The sequence below is a fragment of the Chryseobacterium sp. JV558 genome, assembly GCF_033712365.1.
Lineage (GTDB): Bacteria > Bacteroidota > Bacteroidia > Flavobacteriales > Weeksellaceae > Chryseobacterium.
This window is the reverse complement of sequence record NZ_WJHU01000002.1, coordinates 164,224-187,195: the sequence shown is the minus strand read 5'-3', so window position 1 is coordinate 187,195 and position 22,972 is coordinate 164,224. Positions and strand designations below refer to the sequence as shown.

The following is a 22,972-nucleotide window of genomic DNA, read 5'->3' as shown; positions in this document are numbered from 1 at the left end:
GCAATAAGCAAAATTACTTCTTGTAAAAGCATATAAAAAATTCCCAGAAATTAATTTCTGGGAATTTTTATTTTTATCCTGCAAAGAGTCTATTATTAACTCATTATATTTTAGTAACAGGTAGTTTATCATTCTGAATATAACGAAGTGAAGAATCTATGAGATTCCTTTATTCCTCGGAATGACACTAAACACATTTTAGTTACCCACAATTGTTTTTGCTGTTACAAATTCTTTTAAGGCTAATAAAGACAATTCTGTTCCATATCCTGAAGCCTTAGATCCTCCGAACGGAAAACGCGGATCAGAGCTTGTCATTCTATTGATATTGACTGTTCCAGATTCAAGGTTTTCTATGAAATATAATTGACGCTCTTTATTTTGAGTCCATACAGAATTGGAAAGCCCAAAAGGAATATCATTAGCCATTTGTAGGGCTTCTTCATCATTTTTTGCGATCATAATCATACCGAGAGGTCCGAAAAGTTCTTCTTTTAAAATTGGATTTCCTTCCTGAACTCTTATTAAGCCTGGCGTAAATTCATTTTCTGAAATTCTTTCCAGAGGAATAATAATTTCTGCACCATTTTCCAATGCTCTGTTGAATTGAGCTTCCAATTCATCAGCAAGGTCAGGTCTTGCCATTCCCGCTAATTTAGTTTCTTTATCTAAAGGATCTCCGATTTCATATTTTTTATATTCTTCAATGAATATAGGAAGAAATTCATTTTCGATTTTTTCATCGATAATAAATCTTTTAGCCGCAGTACATGTTTGTCCACAGTTTTGAAGTCTGGACTTTACCCCAGCTTTTGCAGCTGCTCCAAGGTCCGCATCATCAAAAATGATAAACGCATCACTTCCCCCTAATTCAAGCAATGATTTTTTGATATTTAAACCAGCAATTGAAGCTACTTCTCCTCCAGCTTTTCCGCTCCCTGTAAGGCTTACACCTCTTACAGCATCATGCTCAAGGATTTCTTTTACTGCTTTATGCCCTACTTCAAGGTTCTGGAAAATACCTTCCGGGAAACCTGCTTCCAAAAGAACTTCTTCAATAGCATTTCCACTTCCGAAACAAATTGAAGCATGCTTCAAAACTATTGTATTTCCAGCTAAAATTGCAGGTGTAGCAAATCTCAATACCTGCCAAAAAGGAAAGTTCCAGGGCATTACCCCTAAAATGACTCCTTTCGGTGCGTAATGAACTTCGGAATAAGCAAATTCAGATTCTACTTTTTCCGGTTTTAAAATATTATCAGCAGCGGCATAATAATTCATCATTAAAGCACACTTTTCCACCTCAGCTATTGATTCTGAAATGGGTTTATTCATTTCTGTAGTAATTATTCTACCAAATTTTTCTGAATTATTCTTTAAAATCTCTGCTGCTTTTGCAATTAACTTCTGCCTTTCCTCAAACGGCACTTTTCTCCACACTGAAAACGCTTTATCTGCTTTAATAAGCTTGCTTTCAATTAATTGTTCCATAATATAAATTCTGTTTTAAATTCAGCTAATGAATTTATGAGCGCTTTTATTTTAAAAGCACGGTGAAATTAGCAAATTTCATTCCTTAAAGGGTCAATAAAATAATGATTTTCTCTATCGGAAGAATATAGCTTTATCTTAAATCATTAGCCATTCATTCACAAGACATGATGCCAGTCTTGCGGTCCGGTCCTGGATATCGAAAGAAGGATTAACTTCTGCCACATCCATTGCAACCAATTTTTTATTTTTTAAGATATGTCTGTAAAAATGCATAAACGTAGGATCCGCAAAGATTCCATTATACGCTGCAGCCGATACTCCGGGAGCGATTGATGCATTAAAAACGTCCATACAAATCGTAAGATAGGCATAATCTACAGTATCCAGCAATTCATCAATACGCTGGTAGATGGATGGAAGATTTTCAAAAAACAATTCATCGGCCAGGATATATTTCATTCCATACTGGTGAGCAGTATCAAAAAGCTTCAGTGTATTGGAGTTTCTCTGAATCCCAATATGCAGCGAGTTGATAGGACCTTCCTGAGCAATCTGCCAGAATCCGGTACCTGAGCTTGCCCCTACTCCTTTTTCCGGTTGTCTGTTATCAAAATGGGCATCAAGATTAATAATCCCTATTTTTTGCTCCGGAAAAGCGGTTTTAACGCCTAAATAATGAGCGTAAGTAACTTCATGGCCACCACCTAAAACAAGAGATTTTCCTCCTTTTAAAAGTACTTTTGAAACATTTTTGGCAAGATTATTCTGCGTATTTTCCAGATTACCATCGTCACAGGTAACATTCCCAAAATCCAGCATTGAAAAATCAGGAAGAATGACCGGGAAATTAGACATATTTTTTCTGATGACATCAGGAGCATCCTTAGCTCCCTGACGGCCTTTGTTTCGCCTTACTCCTTCATCTACAGCAAAACCATGCAGTACAAAGTCATCCATTGCGATATTATCGTAATTGCGTTCTTCTTTTACTCTTTGAAATATTCTGTGATGGAGAAGTTCTTCTCCGTCTAATCTGCCTTGCCAAATCATAATCTAAAATTATTCTCTAAACCTGCCTCTTATTGTAGGTATAAGTGTTCTGAAAAATAAAACTGTAAATATTACTAAAGCTCCTCCCAATTTGAATTGCATACTTCTGTTTTCATAACTATAATAAAAAGTCACAATACCCAATGCTATAATAGCAATTAAGTAAAATATGGAATAAAGATATCCTCCTCTATTTTCGTACTTAAATTCCCCTCCGTTTGCCGTAAACATTTCGTCAAGCATACTGTTGGCTACATTGGCTTCCACCTTTCTAATATCGGAAGTCAAATTCTTCATAATAAAATCCTTTTTTGTTCCAGACTTTACTGCATTCAATGCATATTCAATATTTTTTTCAGGAACACCTAGAGAGATATACTTTTCTTTAATCTCGTCAAATGTAATTTTCATGGTTGTGTTTTTAATTAGCTTTTATTGCCATCAATATAAACAAGTTCAGCTTTTAAGCTTCCCTGATTATACAGTACATTTTGGAAATTATTCGTTTTGAAAGTAACAAAATCTGCCTTTTTTCCTGCTTCCAGCTGTCCTCTATCCTCCATATTAAGTGCATAAGCAGCACGGAAAGTCATTCCTGCCAACACTTCAGCAGTGGTTAGTTTCTGGAAAGCCGCTAAAATAGAAGCCTGGGTAATTAAATTCCCCATTGGAGCTGATCCCGGATTCCAGTCACTTGCAATAGCTACAATAGCTCCTGCATCTAATAATTTTCTTGCGGGCGTAAATTTTTCGCCCAGTCCTAAACTTGCTCCGGGAAGTGCTGTTGCTACCGTATCAGACTTAGCCAAAAATTCAATATCCTCATCAATAGTTGCTTCCAGATGGTCTGCAGACTTTGCACCTACCTCTACTGCTATTCTTGAACTTCCAGGCGTAAACTGGTCTGCATGAACGGTAATCTCAAAACCTAATGCTTTTGCTTTAAGTAAGAACTCTTTACTCTCTTCAGGCTGGAATGCAGACTTTTCAATAAAAATATCTACTCTGTTGGCCAGCTTTTCTTCTTTTACTTTTGGTAAAATTTCAGTAATGATATAGTCAAGATATTCAGGGTTGGTCCCTTCAAAGTCTCTAGGCTTTAAATGTGCCGAAAGACAGGTAGGAACCAAAGTAGCCTTAGTTGCGTTCTGAGCTTTTTTAATAATTCTAAGCATTTTCAGCTCGTTTTCCAGATCTAAACCGTAACCGCTCTTCACTTCAATGGTCGTAATTCCTAAATCAATCAAAAAGTTGATTCTTTCTACTAAAGTTTTCAATAATTCTTCTTCTGAAGCATTTCTTGTATGTTGTACGGAACTCCAGATTCCACCGCCGCTTTCAGCAATTTCCAGATAGGTTTTCCCTGCATTACGCATGGCAAAATCATTGGCACGGTTTCCTCCGAAACAGATATGGGTATGTGAATCTACAAAGGCAGGTAGAACAATCTGCTCTCCCTGGATATGTTCGATTTCTATGGTAGGATTTTCTGTTTTTAATGTTTCAAAATTTCCAACTTCCTGAATAGTATTCTGATCTACAACAATTCCTCCGTCTACAATAATTTCAAGTTGTTCATCAGAAAGTTTTCCTCTTAATGGTAAGTCAGCAAGTGTTACCACCTGCTTAAATGGTCCTATTAATTTCATTAGTTTAAAGTTAATGCTTATGTTTAGTTTGAGGCTGATTTATTCATCAGCAGCACTTGCCTGCTAAACAATCAAAATTTTAATAATTTTTATCAATAATTTCTCCTCTCAAAAATACTCAAAATATCCCAATTATTTAAATCTTAGCCGTTCTCATTTTTAACCTTAGCCTAAACTCTGTGTCAATCTAAACCTTTTCTCAATCTGCCCTTCAACCTTAGTCTAAATTTGCTATCTTTGAGGTAAATGAAATGAATTAATGCCAGATTTTTTACATCCAGATAAGGAAAACTACTCACACGAGGAGCTGATGCAGGAAGAACAGATCCGTCCCCAGAGCTTTAAAGATTTTGCGGGACAGAGAAAAACGCTGGAGAACCTTGATGTTTTCGTTACCGCTGCTAAAAGACGTGGCGGCGCACTAGATCATGTCTTATTACACGGTCCGCCAGGTCTTGGAAAAACAACTTTAGCTAACATTATTGCTAATGAACTTGGGGTAAACTGTAAGATTACTTCCGGCCCTGTATTGGACAAACCTGGAAGTTTAGCCGGTTTGTTGACCAATCTGGAAGAAAATGATGTTCTTTTCATTGATGAAATTCACCGTCTTTCTCCTATTGTAGAGGAATATCTTTACTCTGCCATGGAGGATTACAAAATTGACATCATGCTGGAGACTGGTCCTAATGCCAGAAGTGTACAGATCGGGCTGAATCCTTTTACCTTAGTAGGTGCTACTACAAGAAGCGGAATGCTTACCAAACCCATGCTTGCCCGATTCGGGATTCAAAGCAGGCTGGAATATTATTCTATTGAACTTTTGTCAATGATTATCCAGCGAAGTGCAAGAGTTTTAGGAGTTGCTATTTATGAAGATGCAGCGATAGAAATTGCAAGAAGAAGCCGTGGGACACCAAGGATTGCGAATGCATTATTAAGAAGGGTGCGTGATTTCGCAGAGATTAAAGGGAATGGTGAAATTGAGATCAAGATCACAAAATATGCGCTGGATTCTCTCAATGTGGATGAATTCGGGTTGGACGAAATGGACAATAAGATCATGCGTGTTATGATTGAAAACTTTAAAGGAAAACCGGTTGGTATTTCTGCTCTGGCCACATCTATTGCTGAAAATCCTGAAACACTGGAAGAGGTTTATGAACCGTTTTTAATCCAGGAAGGATTTATCATCAGAACTCCAAGAGGACGAGAAGTTACTGATAAGGCTTATAAACATTTGAATATTACAAGACCTAAAAACCCTGGCGAGCTTTTCTAGTATGAAATCGTTATTAACAAGTCTAAAGTTCACTCCGATACATATTTTTTGTATCCTGATATTTATTGTTTCTATTTTTAAATATAGTGTGAATTTAGATTTTGAAGGAGGATGGCTTTTTATGCTTATACTCTCTTTTTGTTTAATACTATCTTTATTAGTAATAGATTTTTGTTTTCAACTGATTCTTAAAGAAAAGAAAATATTTTTAGTTGCAAATTGTGTGACTATAGCTATAACATTATTTTTAATTTATCTATTCTTCAATATTTAAAGAATGTTCATACCAAAATTATACAGAAGCGAAGATTACAATTTGATGAGAGAGATTATCAAAGAAAATTCTTTTGCTTTACTCATTTCTTCTGTGGATAAGATAAGAGCCACACATTCTATGATGATGCTGAATGAAGATGATCCGGAAAATGCTTATATTGAAACTCATATTTCGAGAGTGAATCCACAGGCAAAAACCTTAAAAAACGGAGATGAAGTGCTTTGTGATTTTTTAGGAGCTCACACTTATATTTCCAGCAGCTGGTACGATCATATTAATGTTTCCACCTGGAATTATGAGGCGGTACAGGTCTACGGAAAGATAGAACTGATGAATCATGACGAGCTTTATGCTCATTTGGACAAACTTACCTCCAAATATGAAAAATTTCAGCAATGTCCAATGATGGTGAAGGATATGGGAAAAGAGTTTGTGGAAAAGGAAATGAAGGGTGCTTTTGGTATTAAAATAATTCCTACCGAAATATTTATCAAACAAAAACTTTCTCAGAACAGAAAAGAGGCTGATTTTAATAATATTATCACTCAACTTGAACAATCTGATGATAACGCAAAAAAGATTGCGGAGAAAATGAAAGTAATAAAGAAATAATCAAAATATACATATGAAGTTATATCCAATACAATGTGGAAAATTTAAACTGGACGGCGGTGCTATGTTCGGAGTCGTCCCGAAGAGTCTGTGGGAAAAAACAAACCCAGCAGACGAAAAAAACCTAATCGAGCTGGGAACCCGTTCTCTGCTTATTGAAGACGGAAAAAAACTCATCCTTGTAGACTGCGGTCTTGGTAACAAACAGGACGATAAATTTTTCGGACATTATTCTCTTTGGGGAGATGATACTCTTGATAAAAATCTAAAGAAATACGGTTTTATAAAGGAAGATATTACGGATGTATTCTTTACTCACCTTCACTTCGATCACTGTGGTGGAGCTATAGAATGGAATGATGACAGAACCGGATACAGACCGGCTTTCAAAAATGCTAACTTCTGGACTAATGAAAATCACTGGCAGTGGGCAACAGAACCTAATGCGAGAGAGAAAGCAAGCTTCCTGAAGGAAAATATTATGCCAATACAGGAAAGTGGCCAGCTTAACTTTTTACCTCTTCCTACCACTGGAAACTACGGTTTTGCTCCGGACCTGAAGATGGATGTCATCTTTGTAGACGGGCATACAGAAAAGCAAATGCTTCCGGTAATTCAATACCAGGAAAAAACAGTTGTTTTTGCGGCAGATCTTATTCCTACAGCAGGACATATCAACCCGGTATATGTGATGGGATATGATACCAGACCTCTTTTAACAATGGAAGAGAAAGGAAAGTTCCTGAAGCAGTGTGTAGATAACGAATATTTATTGTTCTTTGAACATGACGCTCATAATGAGCTTGCAAGTCTTAAAATGACCGAAAAAGGAGTAAGACTTGATGAGACATTTAGCTTTAATGATGTTTTTGGATATTAATTTTTAATCATGGAAGAACTACATTCAGAAACACAACAAACTGAACCGGAACCAGCACCCAAGATCATAGGTTTAACGGGTGGAATAGGCTCTGGAAAAACTACAGTTGCCCATTTTATAGAGGAATTCGGATTTCCGGTTTATTATTCCGATGACAGAGCAAAGGCAATCGTCAATGAGAGCGAAGATCTGAAAATAAAGATCAAAGAACTTCTTGGTGAAGAATCTTATGATGAAAATGGATTGTATGACAGAAAATTTGTTGCCAGTAAGGTATTCAACAATAATGATCTGCTCCATCAATTGAATGAGATCATACACCCGGCTGTACGCATTGATTTTGAAAATTGGATCAAGAAGCAAAGCAAATATTTGGTTTTCAAAGAAACCGCATTATTGTTTGAACTAAAACTTAACAGACAATGTTACAAATCTCTTTTGGTAACGGCTGAAGACAATATCAGAACTAAAAGAGTAATGGATAGGGATAACAAAACCTATCGTGAGGTAGAGGCTGTCATGGAAAAACAAATGCCTGAAAGGGATAAAATTAAAATGGCAGATTGTATCATCTACAACAATACCAATCTGGAAGAATTAAAAGAACAGACCGAAAAAGTGATCTTTGCTATTGAATAGAAATATTTTTGAAGATTATTTTCTCGCTTAAAAATAAAAAAGCCCTCATTTTCTGAGGGCTTTTGTGTTATTCTTTTATAAATTTCTTTTGTATGGTATTTCCACCATCTTCAATAGAGATCACATATACACTGTTGATCAATTTGTTTACATCAATCTTATTATTCAGTATGATTCCGCCGGATATAAACTGGCCGGATATACTGTATAACTTATAACTAGCCTTTTTACTTATATTTTTTACATAGAGTATCATACTTACCGGGTTGGGATAAATCATGATACTGGTCTGATCAAGTAAATTAGGCACTTTATTTTTTAAAATTGCTACTTTATAGTCTTCTACTTCCCCGTTTTTGAAGCTTGTACAGTTTACAGGAATACCGTCTCTGGACATGGCTACTCTCATCACTACATACTTATGGTCTGTCATGCTTACAAAGGCATCTGCCGGTACATTGAATTTACCCGAAACAGGACTGTCTGTATTCGGTGGAGAGGTTAATATTCTTTCATTGATATCAAATTCACCATTTCTGTTGAAGTCGATCCATACTGCGATTCCTTCATTATAGGTATTTCCTGTCCACTTCTTCTCAATGATGATTTCATTATCTGTTGATCCCTGGATCATTTCGATGAATGTTTTAGGAACTCCTGTATAATCTGTATATGTTGACGCTCCTGATTCATTCTCCATTGTTTTCTTATCAGAAGGCTTTACTGTAATTTTAGAAATATGCTCATCGGTAGAAATTCTTGAGGTCATCTTACAATAAATGACTGTAGGCGTTGTAAAATAGTATGGAGGAGTATAATTTCCTGGTGTCCCGTTACAGATATTCACTACCTGCATCTCATATTTCGTTAATTCTATAAGACCTGTTAATACAATATTATTAACTAATGATGGTACTTCTGTCCAACTTGGAATACCCACTTTTCTATATCTAAGAACATATGTGGCTCCCGGGAAAGAATCCCACTGGATTGCTGCTGATGTAGGCAACAATTGAGTAATAGTCAATCCTGGAGGCGGGATTTCACAGACTCTCCCTGTTGTAAAGACCTGAGAGGCTGAGTAAGGATTTACAGTAGTGCTTCCAACACATTGACTGGCGATTTGTACTTCATATGTTTTATTGGCACTTAAACCTGTAAGATTAAATGTATTGGCAGGAGGTACTGGCATTGGTACCAGATTCCATGCTGTTGTTCCTAATTCTCTCCATCTCATGATATAGCTAGAACCTGATGAAACCGGTGTCCATGTAATGGTTGCGCTTGTTGAAGTAATAGTACTCACTGTTACATTGGGAGGATTAGGATCGCATCTTGTTGAAAATTCCGTATGAGCATAATTTCCTGCTGTTCCATTACACACTGCTGCAATCTCAACTTCGTACAATGTAGCTGGTAATAAATTAGCTGCATTAAAAGTATTCATTGCCTGTGGAGGTAAAGCAGCTGGCTGGTTGACTACTACCCAATTTAATGTGCCAACAGGTCTGTACCTTATCTGATAGTTTCCTACTCCATTATTGCGGGGCCATTGTACAGAAGCAGAATTATGAGTTATTCCACCCACTGCAAGTACTGGGGACGTATCATTACAAACCAATGTTTTAAAACTCCCACCAGAAACCCAAAGACTTTTATTAGTACCACATACAGAACGTATCCACCAATAATAAGTTGTATTCGGCAGCAATTGGGACACGCTTGCAAAAACAGTACTGGAAGAACCAGTAGATGCTGTACCTTGATTAGGAGGAGTATTTGTTGTTGTCAGGTAATATTCATACCCATTGGATGGAGGTAGAGATGGAGCAGTCCAATTCAGCTGGGCCGTAGTAGACGTTATTAAAGTTACAGTTGTTGGTGTGGGAATAAAACATCTCCCAAGATAAATATTATCCACAGCTGCCGGTGGCTGGGCTCCACCATTATTATTATTCCTCCATTCAAATACCAAACGCATATTGGATCCTGCAAAACTGCTTAAATTCAGATTGGCATTCATATAGGACTGCCACGTAGATTGTGCATTTAAACTAGAACCTACTTTCACTCTTCCGGCACCTGCTGTAATTCCTGTTCCTGCTGTCGGAGTAAAAGAAGTTGGTACAAGCCATACCGTAAGATAATCCTGACCATTTTCTCCCGCTGCTCTCCAATCGAAAGATAATATCGTAGTTGATGTTCCTGCAGGAATAACAATGTCTCTATATGTATGAACAATACTAGAAGCACCGGTATTATAAGCATTTGTACCTCCGTTTGTATTGGAAATATAAATAGCCCGGGAAGGATTTCCTGCGGCATTACCAAAGGTCCATTTATTTGACTGCGTAGAGTTCACAAAAGTAAAATTTCCATTATCAGCACTGAAGTCCTGTTTGTAAGGAAAAGGAGCCGGAACAACAGTAGTACAAGATGCAAGTACTAAAGCAATAATAAGAATACTTAATACCCTCAATACAATAGATTGTCTTGATCTCATTTAGAAAAATTTTATAGTGTCTTTATAAATAGTTCTTGCTTTTACACTCTTTCCATTTGAAATGGTAATATAGATTAGCTGATCAAGATTAGCTGTATTAAACTCCCATTTTTGAATGTTGGCCAGATAATGATATTCGGGTGCTAATAAAGAGAATAGAATTTTTCTCATTTGGATATAAATTGTTTTGATTAATAATAAGATTTGAAAGAAATCAATCTTTACTTCAGCATTCAAAATTATTATTAATTTCATAAAATAAAATTCATTTCAATATCACTTCAGCACAACAAGTACTTAATACGTATTATCCGAATTAAAAAATACATGATCTGATAGCAGAAATACTATTTCCTTCTGAAATCTATTTATTTTTATTCGATTTTAAGATTTCAAACTGATCGAAAATTTTTTTACTATTCAAAAAAACATTTATTCTCCATACTTGATTGTGATTTTTAAGTACAAAAAAATAAGCCCCCATTTCTGGAGGCTTATTCTATTTGAAATTTAAATTAATTATTCTTTGATAAATTTCTTCTGAACAGTTTTACCGTTATCATCGATATCGATTACATAAACACCATTAATCAATCTGCTTACGTTGATTTGGTTGTTTAGTAAGATACCGTCTCCGATTACCTGTCCGGCAGCATTGTAGATCTTATATTTAGCTCTCTTGCTAATATTTTTCACAAACAATATTGAGCTTACCGGGTTAGGATAAATCATGATACCCGTCTGATCAATTGGATTAGCAACGATTGGCTTAGAGATTCTTACTGTGTAATCCTCTACTTCTCCGTTTTTGAAGCTTGCACAGTTTACAGGAATACCGTCTCTTTCCATTGCTACTCTCATTACAACATATTTGTAATCTGTCATACTTACAAACGCATCTGCCGGTACATTGAATTTACCTGAGATAGGACTGTCTGTATTTGGTGGAGAGCTTAATACTCTTTCGTTGATATCAAATTCACCATTTCTGTTGAAGTCGATCCAAACTGCGATTCCTTCGTTATAAGTATTTCCTGTCCACTTCTTCTCAATGATGATCTCATTGTCTGTTGATCCCTGGATCATTTCGATGAATGTTTTAGGAACTCCTGTATAATCTGTATACGTTGATGCTCCTGATTCATTCTCCATTGTTTTCTTACCGGTAGGCTTCACTGTAACTTTAGAAATATGCTCACCTGTAGAACTTCCTGAATGCATCTGACAGTAAATTACTGTAGGAGTTGTGAAGTAATATGGAGGAGTATAATTTCCTGGTGTACCATTACAGATATTTACAACCTGCATTTCATATTTCGTTAATTCTGTAAGACCTGTTAATACAAGGTTATTAACTAATGATGGTACTTCTGTCCAACTTGGAATACCTACTTTTCTATATCTAAGAACATATGTTGCTCCCGGGAAAGGATCCCACTGGATTGCTGCCGATGTAGGAAGCAATTGAGTAATAGTCAATCCTGGAGGCGGAATTTCACAGATTCTTTCTGTTGTAAATACTTTAGGGTTAGAATATGGGTTCAGAGCAGTTTCTCCGTTACACATATTAGCAATCTGTACTTCGTACGTAGTGAATGGCTCTAATGGAGTTACACTACCTAACACATAAGTATTTGCAGGAGCTGCTGGTAAACTGATAAGAGTCCATGCAGTAGTACCTACTTTTCTCCATCTCATTGTATACGTAGAGCTTGCTGCAAGCGGAGCCCATGTAATCAATGCTGTTGTTGGAGTAATGTTCCCTACCGTCACATTCGGAGGAGTAGGATCACATCTTGTTGTGAATGTCTTGATTGGAGTAGCTGTACCAACAATATCCCCACAAATTGCAGCAACTTCAACTTCGTAAGTAGTAGCAGGTGTCAAGTTACTAATTACTAATGGAAGGTTACCTAATTGTGTAGAAGCATATACTGATGTCCAAGGTGTTGTTCCCTGAACTCTATATCTTACTACATAGCTTACTCCTGCTCCTGTAATTGTAACAGTAGCTGTTGTATGAGTAGTAGTAAATGTAGGTGCATTTGGAGTTGCATTGCTACAAGGTCTGATTCTTACTCTGTAGTCTTCCACTTCTCCATCTACTGCATTCTGACACATTACAGGAGCACTTGTACGTTTTAGTACAACTCTCATTGTAGTGGTCAACGGTCCTGTATAAGATGTTGAAGGAACGGCAAACGTAGCAGTAACAGGAGTAGTTGTGTTAGCTGGAGAAATTAAAATTCTCTCAGCATCTGTAAACTGTCCGTTTCTGTCAAAGTCGATCCATGCTGTTACAGCATCATTTCCAGTAGCTCCGGTCCAACCTTTTGCTACAGAGATTTTATTATTTTGAGAATCAACATCTAAAGTAATAAGGGTCTCAGGTGTTGTGTAGCTCGTATAATTAGTCTGTACTGAAGTATTATTCATTGGAGGAACACCAAGGTTCGAAGAGGTAACTGTTACATTCGAAATATGGTCATTCGTTCCGGTACCTGTCATCGGACAGTAAGACAACGGTGGTGTTGTAAACGTTACTGATGATGAGTAAACTCCCGTAGAACCACCACATGTTGTAGAAACCTGAACTTCATAATTTGTCTGCTCAGTAAGACCAGTGATTCCATAGAAGTTTTGACCAGCTGGCACAGTAGCCGTCTGCCAAACACCTCCAGGAGTAGTTCTCCATCTGATATTATAAGTAGCTCCTACAGTTGCAACCCAAGATACTGTTGCAGTAGTTGCACCAATATTGTTTACTGTAATATTCGTTGGAGGAGCTGTTGAACATGGTTGAGAATCTACAAACTTTACTGCGTAATCTTCTACTTCTCCCTGAGTAAATGTCCCACATTGGGTAGCATTATCAAAATATCTCATTACGACACGCATACGGGTAGGAAGAGTTCCTGTATATACATTTCCACTCGCCACTGTAGGTACAGCAAAAGTTGCCGTTACCGGAGTAGTTGTATTATAAGTAGTATTCAGAATTCTCTCACTTGTTTCAAATGTTCCGTTTCTGTTAAAGTCAACCCAAGCTGAAACTCCATAAGATGTAGGAGAACCCGGCCAGTATTTGTTCACAGAAATTTTATTATTTGCAGAACCTCTTTCAAAAATAACAACTCTTGTAGGGTCTGGTGTATAATCTTTATAGTTATCCGATCCTGAATTACTCAACATGATAGGAGTATTAGTAGGAGTAACGGTTACATTATTAATATATCCACTAGTAGCAGTATTACTTGTAGGACCTGCCGTACAATAAGTAAGAGCTGGAGTTGTAAAGGTTACAGTCGGAGAGAATGCACCTGTAGTACCTCCACAAACAGTAGCTACCTGAACGTCATATGCTGTTTGTTCTAATAACCCTGTAAGCATTTGGTTACTTACCAAAGGTGTATTTACAGCAATCTGCTGCCAAGCACCAGAAGGAGAAACTCTGTATCTTACGATATAAGTAGCTCCAGTAGTTGATGTCCATGTAACATTAGCTGAAGAAGGAGTTACATTATTTACCTGAATGTCAGAAGGTGGAGCTGTAGTACACGCTGATAAATCGATAAGTTTAACAGCATAATCTTCAGTCTCACCATAAGAATACGTTCCACAAGCATTAATAGGACTATACTCATTCATTACCACACGCATTCTGGTAGTAAGGTTTCCTGTATAGGCACCACCTCCAGCATTTGGTATATTGAATGTGGCCGTAACCGGCGTTGTTGTATTACTTGGAGAAGTCAATACTCTTTCAGTCGCTTCAAAAACACCATTACGGTTAAAGTCAATCCAAACTCCTGTCAGGAAGCTATATTGATAACCCGGCCATGTTTTTGCTACAGAAACACTAGCAGTACCCCCTCTTACCAAAGTAACTAATCTTGTTGGGTCTGTACTGTAATCTGTATAACCACTTTGATTAGAGTTACTTGTCATTGAAGGAGCTCCTTGCGCATTAACTGAAACCTGGCTGATATATCCGTCAATAAAAGTACTTGTAGCAGCTGAAGCACAATAAGTAAGTGCAGGAGTTGTAAAGTTTACACTGGAAGAAAATGCTCCCTGAACACCCCCACAGATAGTAGCTACCTGAACTTCATACTGGGTTTGTTCTGTTAATCCGGTAATGAGCTGATTTCCTACCAAAGGTGTAGTTACGTTAATTGTCACCCAAGGTCCTCCAGCTACAGGTCTGTATCGTACTACATACGTAGCTCCTGCAGAAAGATACCAACCTACATTAGCTGTAGCTGTTGTCAGGTTTGAAACTGTAATATTAGTAGGCGGAGCCGTTGAACAAGCTGGCAGCGGATGGCTTTCCAACTGTATTCTAGGAATATCCGCAAGTCTGTCTTTTGCAGCAGGAGGTGCTGCAGGGTCTGGGTTTGCGGAATCTTCATAATAGATCATCCCTCTGTTTGCTCCTGCGTTATAAGATCCCCAAGCCGTACCTGGTGAAGATGCATAACCTGGAGTTTTTTCATTTACAGCAATCACAAGATTGTCTGTCCCGTTCCACAAAAACGGAGTTGCCAATTGAAGAGTTACCCAGTTCCCATTTGTAAGGTTGGGTAAAGTTCCGGCAAAAACCTGGGTCAAAGAATTAAATGGAACCCAGTTTGTAATGGTTGCAAAGTTAGTCTGGGTTGTGTTTCCCATGTATACCACCCAATCCTTATATACATCCTGTGAGGTTGCAACGGTGGTGGAATAAAACTTTACAGCCGTGATATAGTTCGACGTACCTATAGCAGTCGTAAGTTCTGCAGCAGTGTAAATCTGCTGGGAATAACTATACCCATAATAGGAACGTATGGGGAGATACACTGAGGTACCCGTTCCTGTCCCGATCTGTCCTGCCTGAGCTGAGACTTTGGATACAAAGCCTGTACATATCAAACAGAGAAACAGAATAAAAGAGGTAAAGAATTTCTTCATAATGTTTTCATTATAATATTAATCATACAAATCTAATCATTTTTCGTTATTAATTTACATGTACATTTAGGTTTTTTTTGTAAAAATCCAATAATATCTCCACTTATGCTTTAAATAAAGAAATCCCCGGGAAAGCCCGGGGATTTGCTAATATATAAAGGTTATCTTTATTTTTTGATGAATTTAGATTTGAATTGCTCAATTCCTTTATCATCTATTGTAATTACATAACCACCTTTAACTAAAGTTGAAACATTTACTTTTCCGTTATTGATATTTCCTCTATCTACTAATTGTCCAGCAGCACTATAGATTTTATAATTAGCTTTATCTGAAACTTTAGTAACATTTAGAATATCACTTACCGGGTTTGGATAAATCTGAATACCATTATTTTTAACAGCAGTTTCAGAAGTAGCAAGGTTACCAGTAATGACTACGTTATAGTCTTCAACCTCTCCGTAATCAAAATTATTTCCACATAGATAATCTGCCGGTAATGATAAACCAGCATTTGTACTACCTACAAAAAATGATACAACTCTCATTCTTAATGGCTGCCCTTCTACTGCATTACTTGGAATTGTAACATTACTTGTTACTACAGTTGGCGATGGAGTAGTCGCTACAGGATAATTCAATACTCTTTCTGTTTCGCTGAAAACACCATCCTTATTAAAATCAATAAATGCTGCTACTGTATCAAAATCAGCAACATCTGGGTTACTAGCAGTAACAGACATAGGATAAACATTTCCTTTTGTTAAGTTAATCTGAAGTGCAGTGTTTGTTGTATAGTTTGTATATGTACTGCTTGCTGAAGTATTATTTACATTCGCAAGTGTTACATTGGAAATATACTCATAGTCAGCATTATTCGTACCAGTAGTACAATAAGCAAGCTGTGGTGTAGTGAAGTTTACAGAAGTAGAATATGTTCCTACTGTAGTACCGCAAACCAAAGCTACCTGAATTTCATATTGTGTACCATCTATTAGATTACCTAAGTTGATTGATGGCACTGTAGTATCAGCTTCAGTCCATACTGTTGTACCTACTTTTCTATAGCGTACTTTATAAGTCGCTCCAGTATAAGACATCCAAGATGCACTAGCTGAAGATACTGTGATATTGCTCACTGTTACATTCGTTGGAGCAGCACTGCTACATGCAGATAGAGGTGCAATACTAAGAGGCCCTACCGCATAGAAAACATTACCAATTGAAGAAATTCTTACTTTAATAGTCTGCCCGTTCAATGAAGAAGGGAAAGTAAAGTTTTCAGTTCCGTCATTAGGTGTTGATGCTGATAATACAGTCCAGGTTGTTCCGTTATCTGTAGTATAATCAATTTTTACAGTAGTAACATTATAAGGAGCAGCATTAGTATTTGCAACAATCCATTGAACTGGAGTTGGAGTATTCACATCAGCATATTGGTTAGCTACTCTGAAAGGTCCGTTATCTCCTACAACAATCGTTTGAACTTTAAAAGCTGACTGCTGTTGAGCTACATTAGAGTTATTATCTCTAACAGTTAATGCAAAGTTTGTCGTTCTTGCAACAGTTGATACCGCTTCCCAAGTATTGTTTGCATTATTTAATACTCCATTCATTACAGATGCAAATTTCGGGAAGTATCTTACTGGATTCGTACTTGGAACAGCAGATCTGAACGAAGCTCCCGACATTGTATTTCCTAAGTTAAACTTATTAATAGAAACTGATGCATCATCAACCTCTTCCCAAGAATAAGTCATTGGATCATTTTCAGGATCTGTAGCACCACCTGTTAAAACAAAAGCAGTCCCTTTAGGAATAGTATATGTTGGCAGATCCGTAATTACCGGTGGATTGTTGGTAATTGTAGTTTCTACATCACAAGTTTTTGCAATTAAGTTGGCTTGAATCTGACCAATACTTGCTTTATGGAAGTAAGGATCAGAGTTAGGCTGTACGTCTGTATTAGGACCAGTAATACCTGCATATCCCATAATGGTAGTTCCTGAACCAGGTTCCATGTTTACACCACTTCCTTCAAGATTATGAGAAAAAGTATGGTTACCTCCTAACTGGTGACCCATCTCATGAGCAACATAGTCGATATCAAAGCTATCACCTGATGGAATTCCATTTGCCGGAGAAGTAAATCCTGAACCTTTTCCTTTAGGAACTGCAGTTGTAGGATTGATACATACACATCCGATACATCCGGCATTTCCTCCACCTCCTGATTTACCGAACAAGTGTCCGATATCATAGTTGACATTTCCTACATTAGCAGTCAAAGCACCCTGTAGTTCTCCATTCCATGCACCTCCCGCTCCTGTATTAGCAGCTGAATATGGATCTGTAGCTGGGTCAATATAAATCACACCTGGAAAATTCTGCAAATTCAAATGCAATGCAAAATCTTTCTCAAAAACTCCGTTTACTCTGGTTAAAGTATTATTAATAGCAACAAGTGCCGGAGCTCTTTTCTGATCATCTGTAGCTGTAGCAGGTACACCAGCAAGCCCCATAAAGTATTGAGTATACTCACCTGTAACAGACATAGCCAATCTCATTGTTCTGTATTTCTTATCAGAACTTTTGTTGAAAGTTGTTGCCTGATTTGAGAATGACTGCCCATTTTTCAATAAAGCATCTATTTGCTTTTTCGCGGCAGGAGATTCTTCTGTGGAACATAAGAATCCACTTTTATCCTTTTTAGTTTTAGGATGAACGGCATAAACTGTTTTATCAGCAGAAGCCGGATCAATAAATTCATAGTTACCTCCATGGATGATCATCGACTGAAAATCATTAGGAGCAATACTGAATCTTAAATACTTGGTAGGGTCTTCTACACTTGTTCCAACATAAGATCCTAATTCATACTTGTCTGCCAGTTCTTTTACAACTACTGGAAAACTGTATACGTTAAATCTTTCAATCTTCCCGCTCATAGTAGGAAGAGAAATCACTACAGGAGTGGCATTTGTACCCATTTCCTGTGCATTCTTCAGCTGAGATCTCAGTAAGTTCAGGTCTAATTTATAGTACCCGTTACCTCTTACACTAGATTGATCTACTCTAAATCCTGTACTTCTTTTGTTATCGTCTCCTTTTTTAAAGGAAGTTGGTGTCCATTGACCGAACACGGCTCCTCCTATAAAGGTAAACATTAAAGCAGTAAATACTCTTTTCATAAATTAAAACACAATTATAATTTCCGCCAAATATAACTATTTTATAAATCTCATGGATAAAATAAGTTAATATTTTTCAACATAATATACCCATTACCCATATATATTAAAAAAAATACAAACGTTAGACGAGTCTAACGTTTGTATTTTATATATTTTAAAAGTTAAGAAATGCTATTTCTAAAACTTATACGCAATATTCCATGCAAATCCCATATTGAATTTTGAAGAACTTTTTCCAAAGCCTGGAACAATCATTGGAGAAATATCATCCTGCTTGGAAGTATAAACCATGTATCTTGGCTGAAGATTCACATCAATGTAGAAATTTGAAGTAAATAATTGCACTCTGCCCCCCAATGTTCCTTCCAACCAAAAAGATGACTGGGATGATGAAGGAAAGGCTTCAGAAGAGTTACTTCCTCCAAATCCACGAACAGGGATTGCCATATATTCCTGATTATAAAATGATCCGGCAGCTTTTCCTCCAGCATAAAATCCGTTGAATTCATTCTCTGCATCTTTTGCCAGCATATAGAATGCTCCCAACTTCACGAAAGGACCGCTTGCCTTTGCATTATACCCATTCTTCTGGTACACATTCTTTTCAAAACCTGCCTCTGCAATAGCATGAAGGTTTCCTTTTATTTTTGAAGAAATAAACCCCTGATACAGTTTTCTGTCAGAAAAGAAACCGGCTCCGGTATTCAGTACATCAAGGCCAACCATAAAATTGGGTTCATATTTCTCCTGAACCTTTTTCTCTGCTTCCTTTTTTTTGTCTTGTGCCCAGCTTATTATTCCCAATAAACTAAAAAGAAAGGTAAAGATTAGTCTTGTCTTCATTCTCTATTTGATTTTGTCCGATTTCCACCTTTTGAACAGGATTCGGAGTTACTAATTCTGAAGTTAAATTCTCATACGATTTTTTGATTCCGCATCCGGGAGAAACATACGTTGACTTCGTACTATAATTAATCCTTACTTTGGATTCCGCCCCCTTAATGGTAAGTTTAAAATAAACGTCTGTATAAGGCGAGTTGTCTACCCGTAGAGGAATTAACCTGGAATCAATTTTTGCAACTTTACCCAGATCTACCTTCCCTGCTCCATAATCTACTGCTACATAGAGTGTATCCAGAGTTGTCTCTTTTCCAGTAGCAAGTGATCTGAAAGCCACCTTCATTCTGGGAGTTCCTTCTCCGCTTTCACAAATATCATCATCTCCTCCACAGGAAAAAAGCATTCCTAAAAAGCAGATCGCTATGAGAAATTTAAAGTACTTCATATTAAGATTTGAAATTCAAATTTAAATAAATTATTTTTTAATCAACAACGCGATGTTCTCAACATGGTGTGTCTGTGGGAACATATCTACTGGTAGGATCTTTACTAAAGTATAGTGATCTTTCATCAAAGCAAGGTCTCTCGCCTGTGTTGCTGAGTTACAACTTACATAAACTACTTTTTCCGGTGAAAGCTTTATGATCTGTTCTACCACTTTCTGGTGCATTCCGTCTCTAGGTGGATCTGTAATCAAAACATCTGCTTTTGGATGATTTTCTAAAAACTCATCATTAAAGACGTTTTTCATATCTCCACAATAGAAAGTTGTGTTAGTCAAACCATTCAATTCAGCATGTTCAATTGCTGCATCGATTGCTTCCTGAACAGATTCGATTCCGATAACCTGTTTTGCATTTCTTGCCACATATTGAGCAATCGTTCCAGTCCCTGTATATAAATCGTAAACAACTTCATCGCCTTTTAGATCAGCAAATTCAAGCGTTTTTCTATATAATTCTAAAGCTTGTTTGTAATTGGTCTGAAAGAAAGATTTTGGTCCGATTTTAAATTTCAATCCGTCCATTTCTTCCATAAGATAGCCTTCTCCGAAATACACATTGATATTTAAATCATAAATAGAATCATTCTGTTTAGGATTAATGGCATATACCAACGTTTTTATCTGTGCGAACTGCTCCAACAAATAATCAAAAAGCTGAGTGCGGTTTTCTTTTTCTTCTCTATAAAGCTGGAATAAAACCATCCATTCTCCTTTAGAGTTTTGTCTCATCATTAAAGTTCTCAGGAAACCTTCCTGGTTTTTCACATCAAAGAAATCTAACCCCTTATTCTCAGCAAATTTTTTAACTGCCAAACGAATTGCATTGGACGGATCTTCCTGAAGGAAGCATTCTTTTAAATCTAAAATCTTACTCCACATTCCCGGAATATGGAAACCAAGCGCATCTCTGCTTCCGAAGTTTTCTTCAGAACTGATTTCGTATTGAGTCAACCATCTTGCATTAGAAAAAGAAAACTCCATTTTATTTCTGTAGAAATATTGTTCTTTAGCACCTAAAATTGGAACAGTTTCAAAATCTTCAATTCCTCCAATTCTTTTAATATTATTGTAAACTTCTTCTTGTTTAAAATCAAGCTGCTTTTCGTAGCTCATATTCTGCCATTTGCAACCACCACAAGTTCCAAAGTGAATACATTTTGGATCAACTCTGAATGGTGATTTTTCAACAATTTCTTTTACTTCAGCCTCAAAATACTTTGACTTTGATTTTTTAACTCTTGCATTTACAACGTCCCCAGGAATCGCCCCGGAAACCAAAACAGTTTTCCCTTCTTCCGTTTTTCCGATAGCTACTCCTTTTGCTCCTGCCGCGAAAAGTTTTATATTTTCAAGAATTACATCTTTCTTCTTTCTCATATCAATTTCTTGTGATGAAGATAGCTTTCTACTCTATACTTCATCTATTTTCTATTTTTTCTAATAAACTATGAAACCTTTCAGTTCCAATTTCGTTTGCAAAAATACAATAAAAAAAACCTTATCCGAAGATAAGGTTTCTATACTGTGTTAAAGTTTATTATTTTGTTGGAGCCGGCTGTGGATTTGCTGGCTGTGGAGCTTGCTGCTGAGCTGCAGAAGGATCAAGCTGCAATTGTGGCTGCATCTGCATATTTGGTTCTGCCTTTGGAGCTGAAAGACCAGTCTGCTTATCCAGAATAGTTACCAATTCCTGCTCACCAAGATTTACAAATGATCTGCTGGCAATTTTACCATCTTTATCAATGATCACAAAGCAAGGTAATTTGAATCCGTATACACCATATTTCTTAGCAATATCAGAGTTTAAACCTCCTTCTCCGTAAACATTTACTCCCTGAACTCCTTTTAAAAGAGAATTACTGGTTTTAATGAACTGATCTTTTGTATCGTCTACGTTTACAAATACAAAATTCATTTTAGATTTATAGAAGTTGACTACTTCTTTCAATACAGGTACTGTAGCTTCGCTGATATAAGGATTCCATGAAGCGTAGAAGAATAACATATAAGGCTTTCCTTTGTTTTCAGAAAGTTTATAAGCTTTTCCATCTTGTTTTGCTAAAGCTGCTTCCGGAGCAGCATCTCCTATTTTAAGTCCTGTAATAGCTACCTGCATTTTTAACAGGTCGCTTTTAATGGTAGCATCTTTAATATCTGAATCAATGATCTTTTTGATTTTATCAATATTTTCAGCCGGAGTTGTAGGATGAATATCCGCCTGAGCCATTACAAATGCCAATAGATAATCTTTTGCAGTCTGAGATAAATCTTTCTTTGTTTTTAAATACTGTGCAAACATCTCAGAAGTTGTAATTCCTGTTTTCCCTTTGCTGTTTGCTTCTGCGTACTTCTGAAAATCAGGAGTCATTTTTACAAGAAGATATTGTCTGTAAAGAGGGATTGTTTTCACCATCGCATCTTTATCTGTTTCCAACTGAGTTTCGTAATCTTTAAAAGCTTTAGAAGCCTTGTAAGATGGATTTCCAGACATTGGTCCGTGAGACATTTCATAGTTGGCAAGCAAATTAAGAACAGTCACTTTCACGTCATTTTTCTTCCATTCCAAAAGCGCTTTACTAGGGCTGTTTTTCTTTGCAAGATCATCTACATTTTTATTGATATCTGCTTCTATTTTATGCATACCTTTCAAAAATGCGGCTTCGTCTCCGCCCATCAAGCCTGCTATATTAACTTTAGTACCATAGTCAGCTAAGAACTTTTGAGTTGCTGTAAGAAAATCATTATTCTTCTTAGCATCTCCGGTAATCACGAATTCATTTGGGAAAGTAGTTCCGTTTCCTGAAATATTCACTTTTTGTCCCCCTTCAAGATAGATAAGGTTTTGTCTTCCTGCATAGTTGATCACGTACATCCCATCTTTAGGAGCATCAAAGCTTCCTGAAAAATTTCCGTCTTTATCTAAACCTATATTAACCAAAGGCAGGGTTCCTACTCCTGAAGCTTCTACAAATTCAATTCTTTCTAATGCTGAGCTTCCAGTAATTTTTCCTTTTACTTCTACTTTTTTTGAACAAGACATCACAAAAACTGTGATGATAAACAATAAAAGATATTTTTTCATTTCAATTTTTAATAT

16 protein-coding genes are annotated in these 22,972 nt (G+C 36.8%); 4 read left to right on the top strand and 12 right to left on the bottom strand.

Annotated elements, in window-relative coordinates; translation table 11 throughout:
* Positions 1-198: 198 nt before the first annotated feature.
* The 4 genes from GFU89_RS06580 to hutI all read right to left on the bottom strand — a co-directional run bounded on the left by GFU89_RS06580 (position 199) and on the right by hutI (position 4,193).
* Positions 199-1,491: an aldehyde dehydrogenase family protein gene (locus GFU89_RS06580; protein ID WP_318846395.1), complete on the bottom strand. Its 1,293-nt coding sequence runs from the start codon at positions 1,489-1,491 to the stop codon at positions 199-201.
* A 138-nt stretch (positions 1,492-1,629) separates the two neighbouring features.
* Positions 1,630-2,544 carry a formimidoylglutamase gene (gene hutG / locus GFU89_RS06575; protein WP_318846394.1) on the bottom strand — a complete coding sequence of 305 codons (915 nt, stop codon included), beginning with the start codon at positions 2,542-2,544 and terminating at the stop codon, positions 1,630-1,632.
* 9 nt (positions 2,545-2,553) lie between these two features.
* On the bottom strand, positions 2,554-2,955 hold the full coding sequence (locus GFU89_RS06570) for a hypothetical protein (RefSeq protein WP_318846393.1): 402 nt from the start codon (positions 2,953-2,955) through the stop codon (positions 2,554-2,556).
* Positions 2,956-2,969: 14 nt separating this feature from the next.
* Positions 2,970-4,193, bottom strand: coding sequence for an imidazolonepropionase (gene hutI / locus GFU89_RS06565; RefSeq protein ID WP_318846392.1), 1,224 nt, complete (start codon positions 4,191-4,193; stop codon positions 2,970-2,972).
* 259 nt (positions 4,194-4,452) lie between these two features.
* On the opposite strand from hutI, the gene ruvB reads away from it, so the two are divergent.
* The 4 genes from ruvB (at position 4,453) to coaE (ending at position 7,883) form a co-directional block, all read left to right on the top strand.
* Complete coding sequence (ruvB, locus tag GFU89_RS06560; protein ID WP_318846391.1) at positions 4,453-5,475, top strand: Holliday junction branch migration DNA helicase RuvB; 1,023 nt, start codon at positions 4,453-4,455, stop codon at positions 5,473-5,475.
* Positions 5,476-5,752: 277 nt separating this feature from the next.
* Complete coding sequence (locus tag GFU89_RS06555) at positions 5,753-6,364, top strand: FMN-binding negative transcriptional regulator (RefSeq protein ID WP_318846390.1); 612 nt, start codon at positions 5,753-5,755, stop codon at positions 6,362-6,364.
* Positions 6,365-6,377: 13 nt separating this feature from the next.
* A complete protein-coding gene (locus GFU89_RS06550; RefSeq protein ID WP_318846389.1) occupies positions 6,378-7,244 on the top strand; it encodes an MBL fold metallo-hydrolase in 867 nt (288 codons plus the stop codon).
* A 9-nt stretch (positions 7,245-7,253) separates the two neighbouring features.
* Positions 7,254-7,883 (top strand): dephospho-CoA kinase, encoded by a 630-nt coding sequence (coaE, locus tag GFU89_RS06545; RefSeq protein ID WP_318846388.1) that lies wholly within the window; start codon positions 7,254-7,256, stop codon positions 7,881-7,883.
* A gap of 67 nt (positions 7,884-7,950) precedes the next feature.
* On the opposite strand, the gene GFU89_RS06540 is transcribed toward coaE, so the two are convergent.
* The 8 genes from GFU89_RS06540 to GFU89_RS06505 all read right to left on the bottom strand — a co-directional run bounded on the left by GFU89_RS06540 (position 7,951) and on the right by GFU89_RS06505 (position 22,957).
* Positions 7,951-10,386: a fibronectin type III domain-containing protein gene (locus GFU89_RS06540; RefSeq protein WP_318846387.1), complete on the bottom strand. Its 2,436-nt coding sequence runs from the start codon at positions 10,384-10,386 to the stop codon at positions 7,951-7,953.
* The gene (locus GFU89_RS06535; protein WP_318846386.1) at positions 10,387-10,557 is read right to left on the bottom strand and encodes a hypothetical protein; all 171 of its coding nucleotides are present in this window, start codon (positions 10,555-10,557) and stop codon (positions 10,387-10,389) included.
* Between the two features lie 348 nt (positions 10,558-10,905).
* Positions 10,906-15,336 carry a GEVED domain-containing protein gene (locus GFU89_RS06530; protein ID WP_318846385.1) on the bottom strand — a complete coding sequence of 1,477 codons (4,431 nt, stop codon included), beginning with the start codon at positions 15,334-15,336 and terminating at the stop codon, positions 10,906-10,908.
* Positions 15,337-15,503: 167 nt separating this feature from the next.
* A complete protein-coding gene (locus tag GFU89_RS06525) occupies positions 15,504-18,527 on the bottom strand; it encodes a reprolysin-like metallopeptidase (RefSeq protein ID WP_318846384.1) in 3,024 nt (1,007 codons plus the stop codon).
* A gap of 180 nt (positions 18,528-18,707) precedes the next feature.
* Positions 18,708-19,373 carry a DUF6048 family protein gene (locus tag GFU89_RS06520; protein WP_318846383.1) on the bottom strand — a complete coding sequence of 222 codons (666 nt, stop codon included), beginning with the start codon at positions 19,371-19,373 and terminating at the stop codon, positions 18,708-18,710.
* A complete protein-coding gene (locus GFU89_RS06515) occupies positions 19,339-19,815 on the bottom strand; it encodes a DUF6452 family protein (RefSeq protein WP_318846382.1) in 477 nt (158 codons plus the stop codon). The genes GFU89_RS06520 and GFU89_RS06515 overlap by 35 nt, the downstream gene beginning before the upstream one ends.
* Positions 19,816-19,845: 30 nt before the next feature.
* Positions 19,846-21,252 (bottom strand): 23S rRNA (uracil(1939)-C(5))-methyltransferase RlmD, encoded by a 1,407-nt coding sequence (rlmD, locus tag GFU89_RS06510; RefSeq protein WP_318846381.1) that lies wholly within the window; start codon positions 21,250-21,252, stop codon positions 19,846-19,848.
* Positions 21,253-21,412: 160 nt separating this feature from the next.
* Positions 21,413-22,957, bottom strand: a complete 1,545-nt coding sequence (locus GFU89_RS06505; RefSeq protein ID WP_318846380.1) for a TlpA disulfide reductase family protein — start codon at positions 22,955-22,957, stop codon at positions 21,413-21,415.
* Between the last annotated feature and the right edge of the window lie 15 nt (positions 22,958-22,972).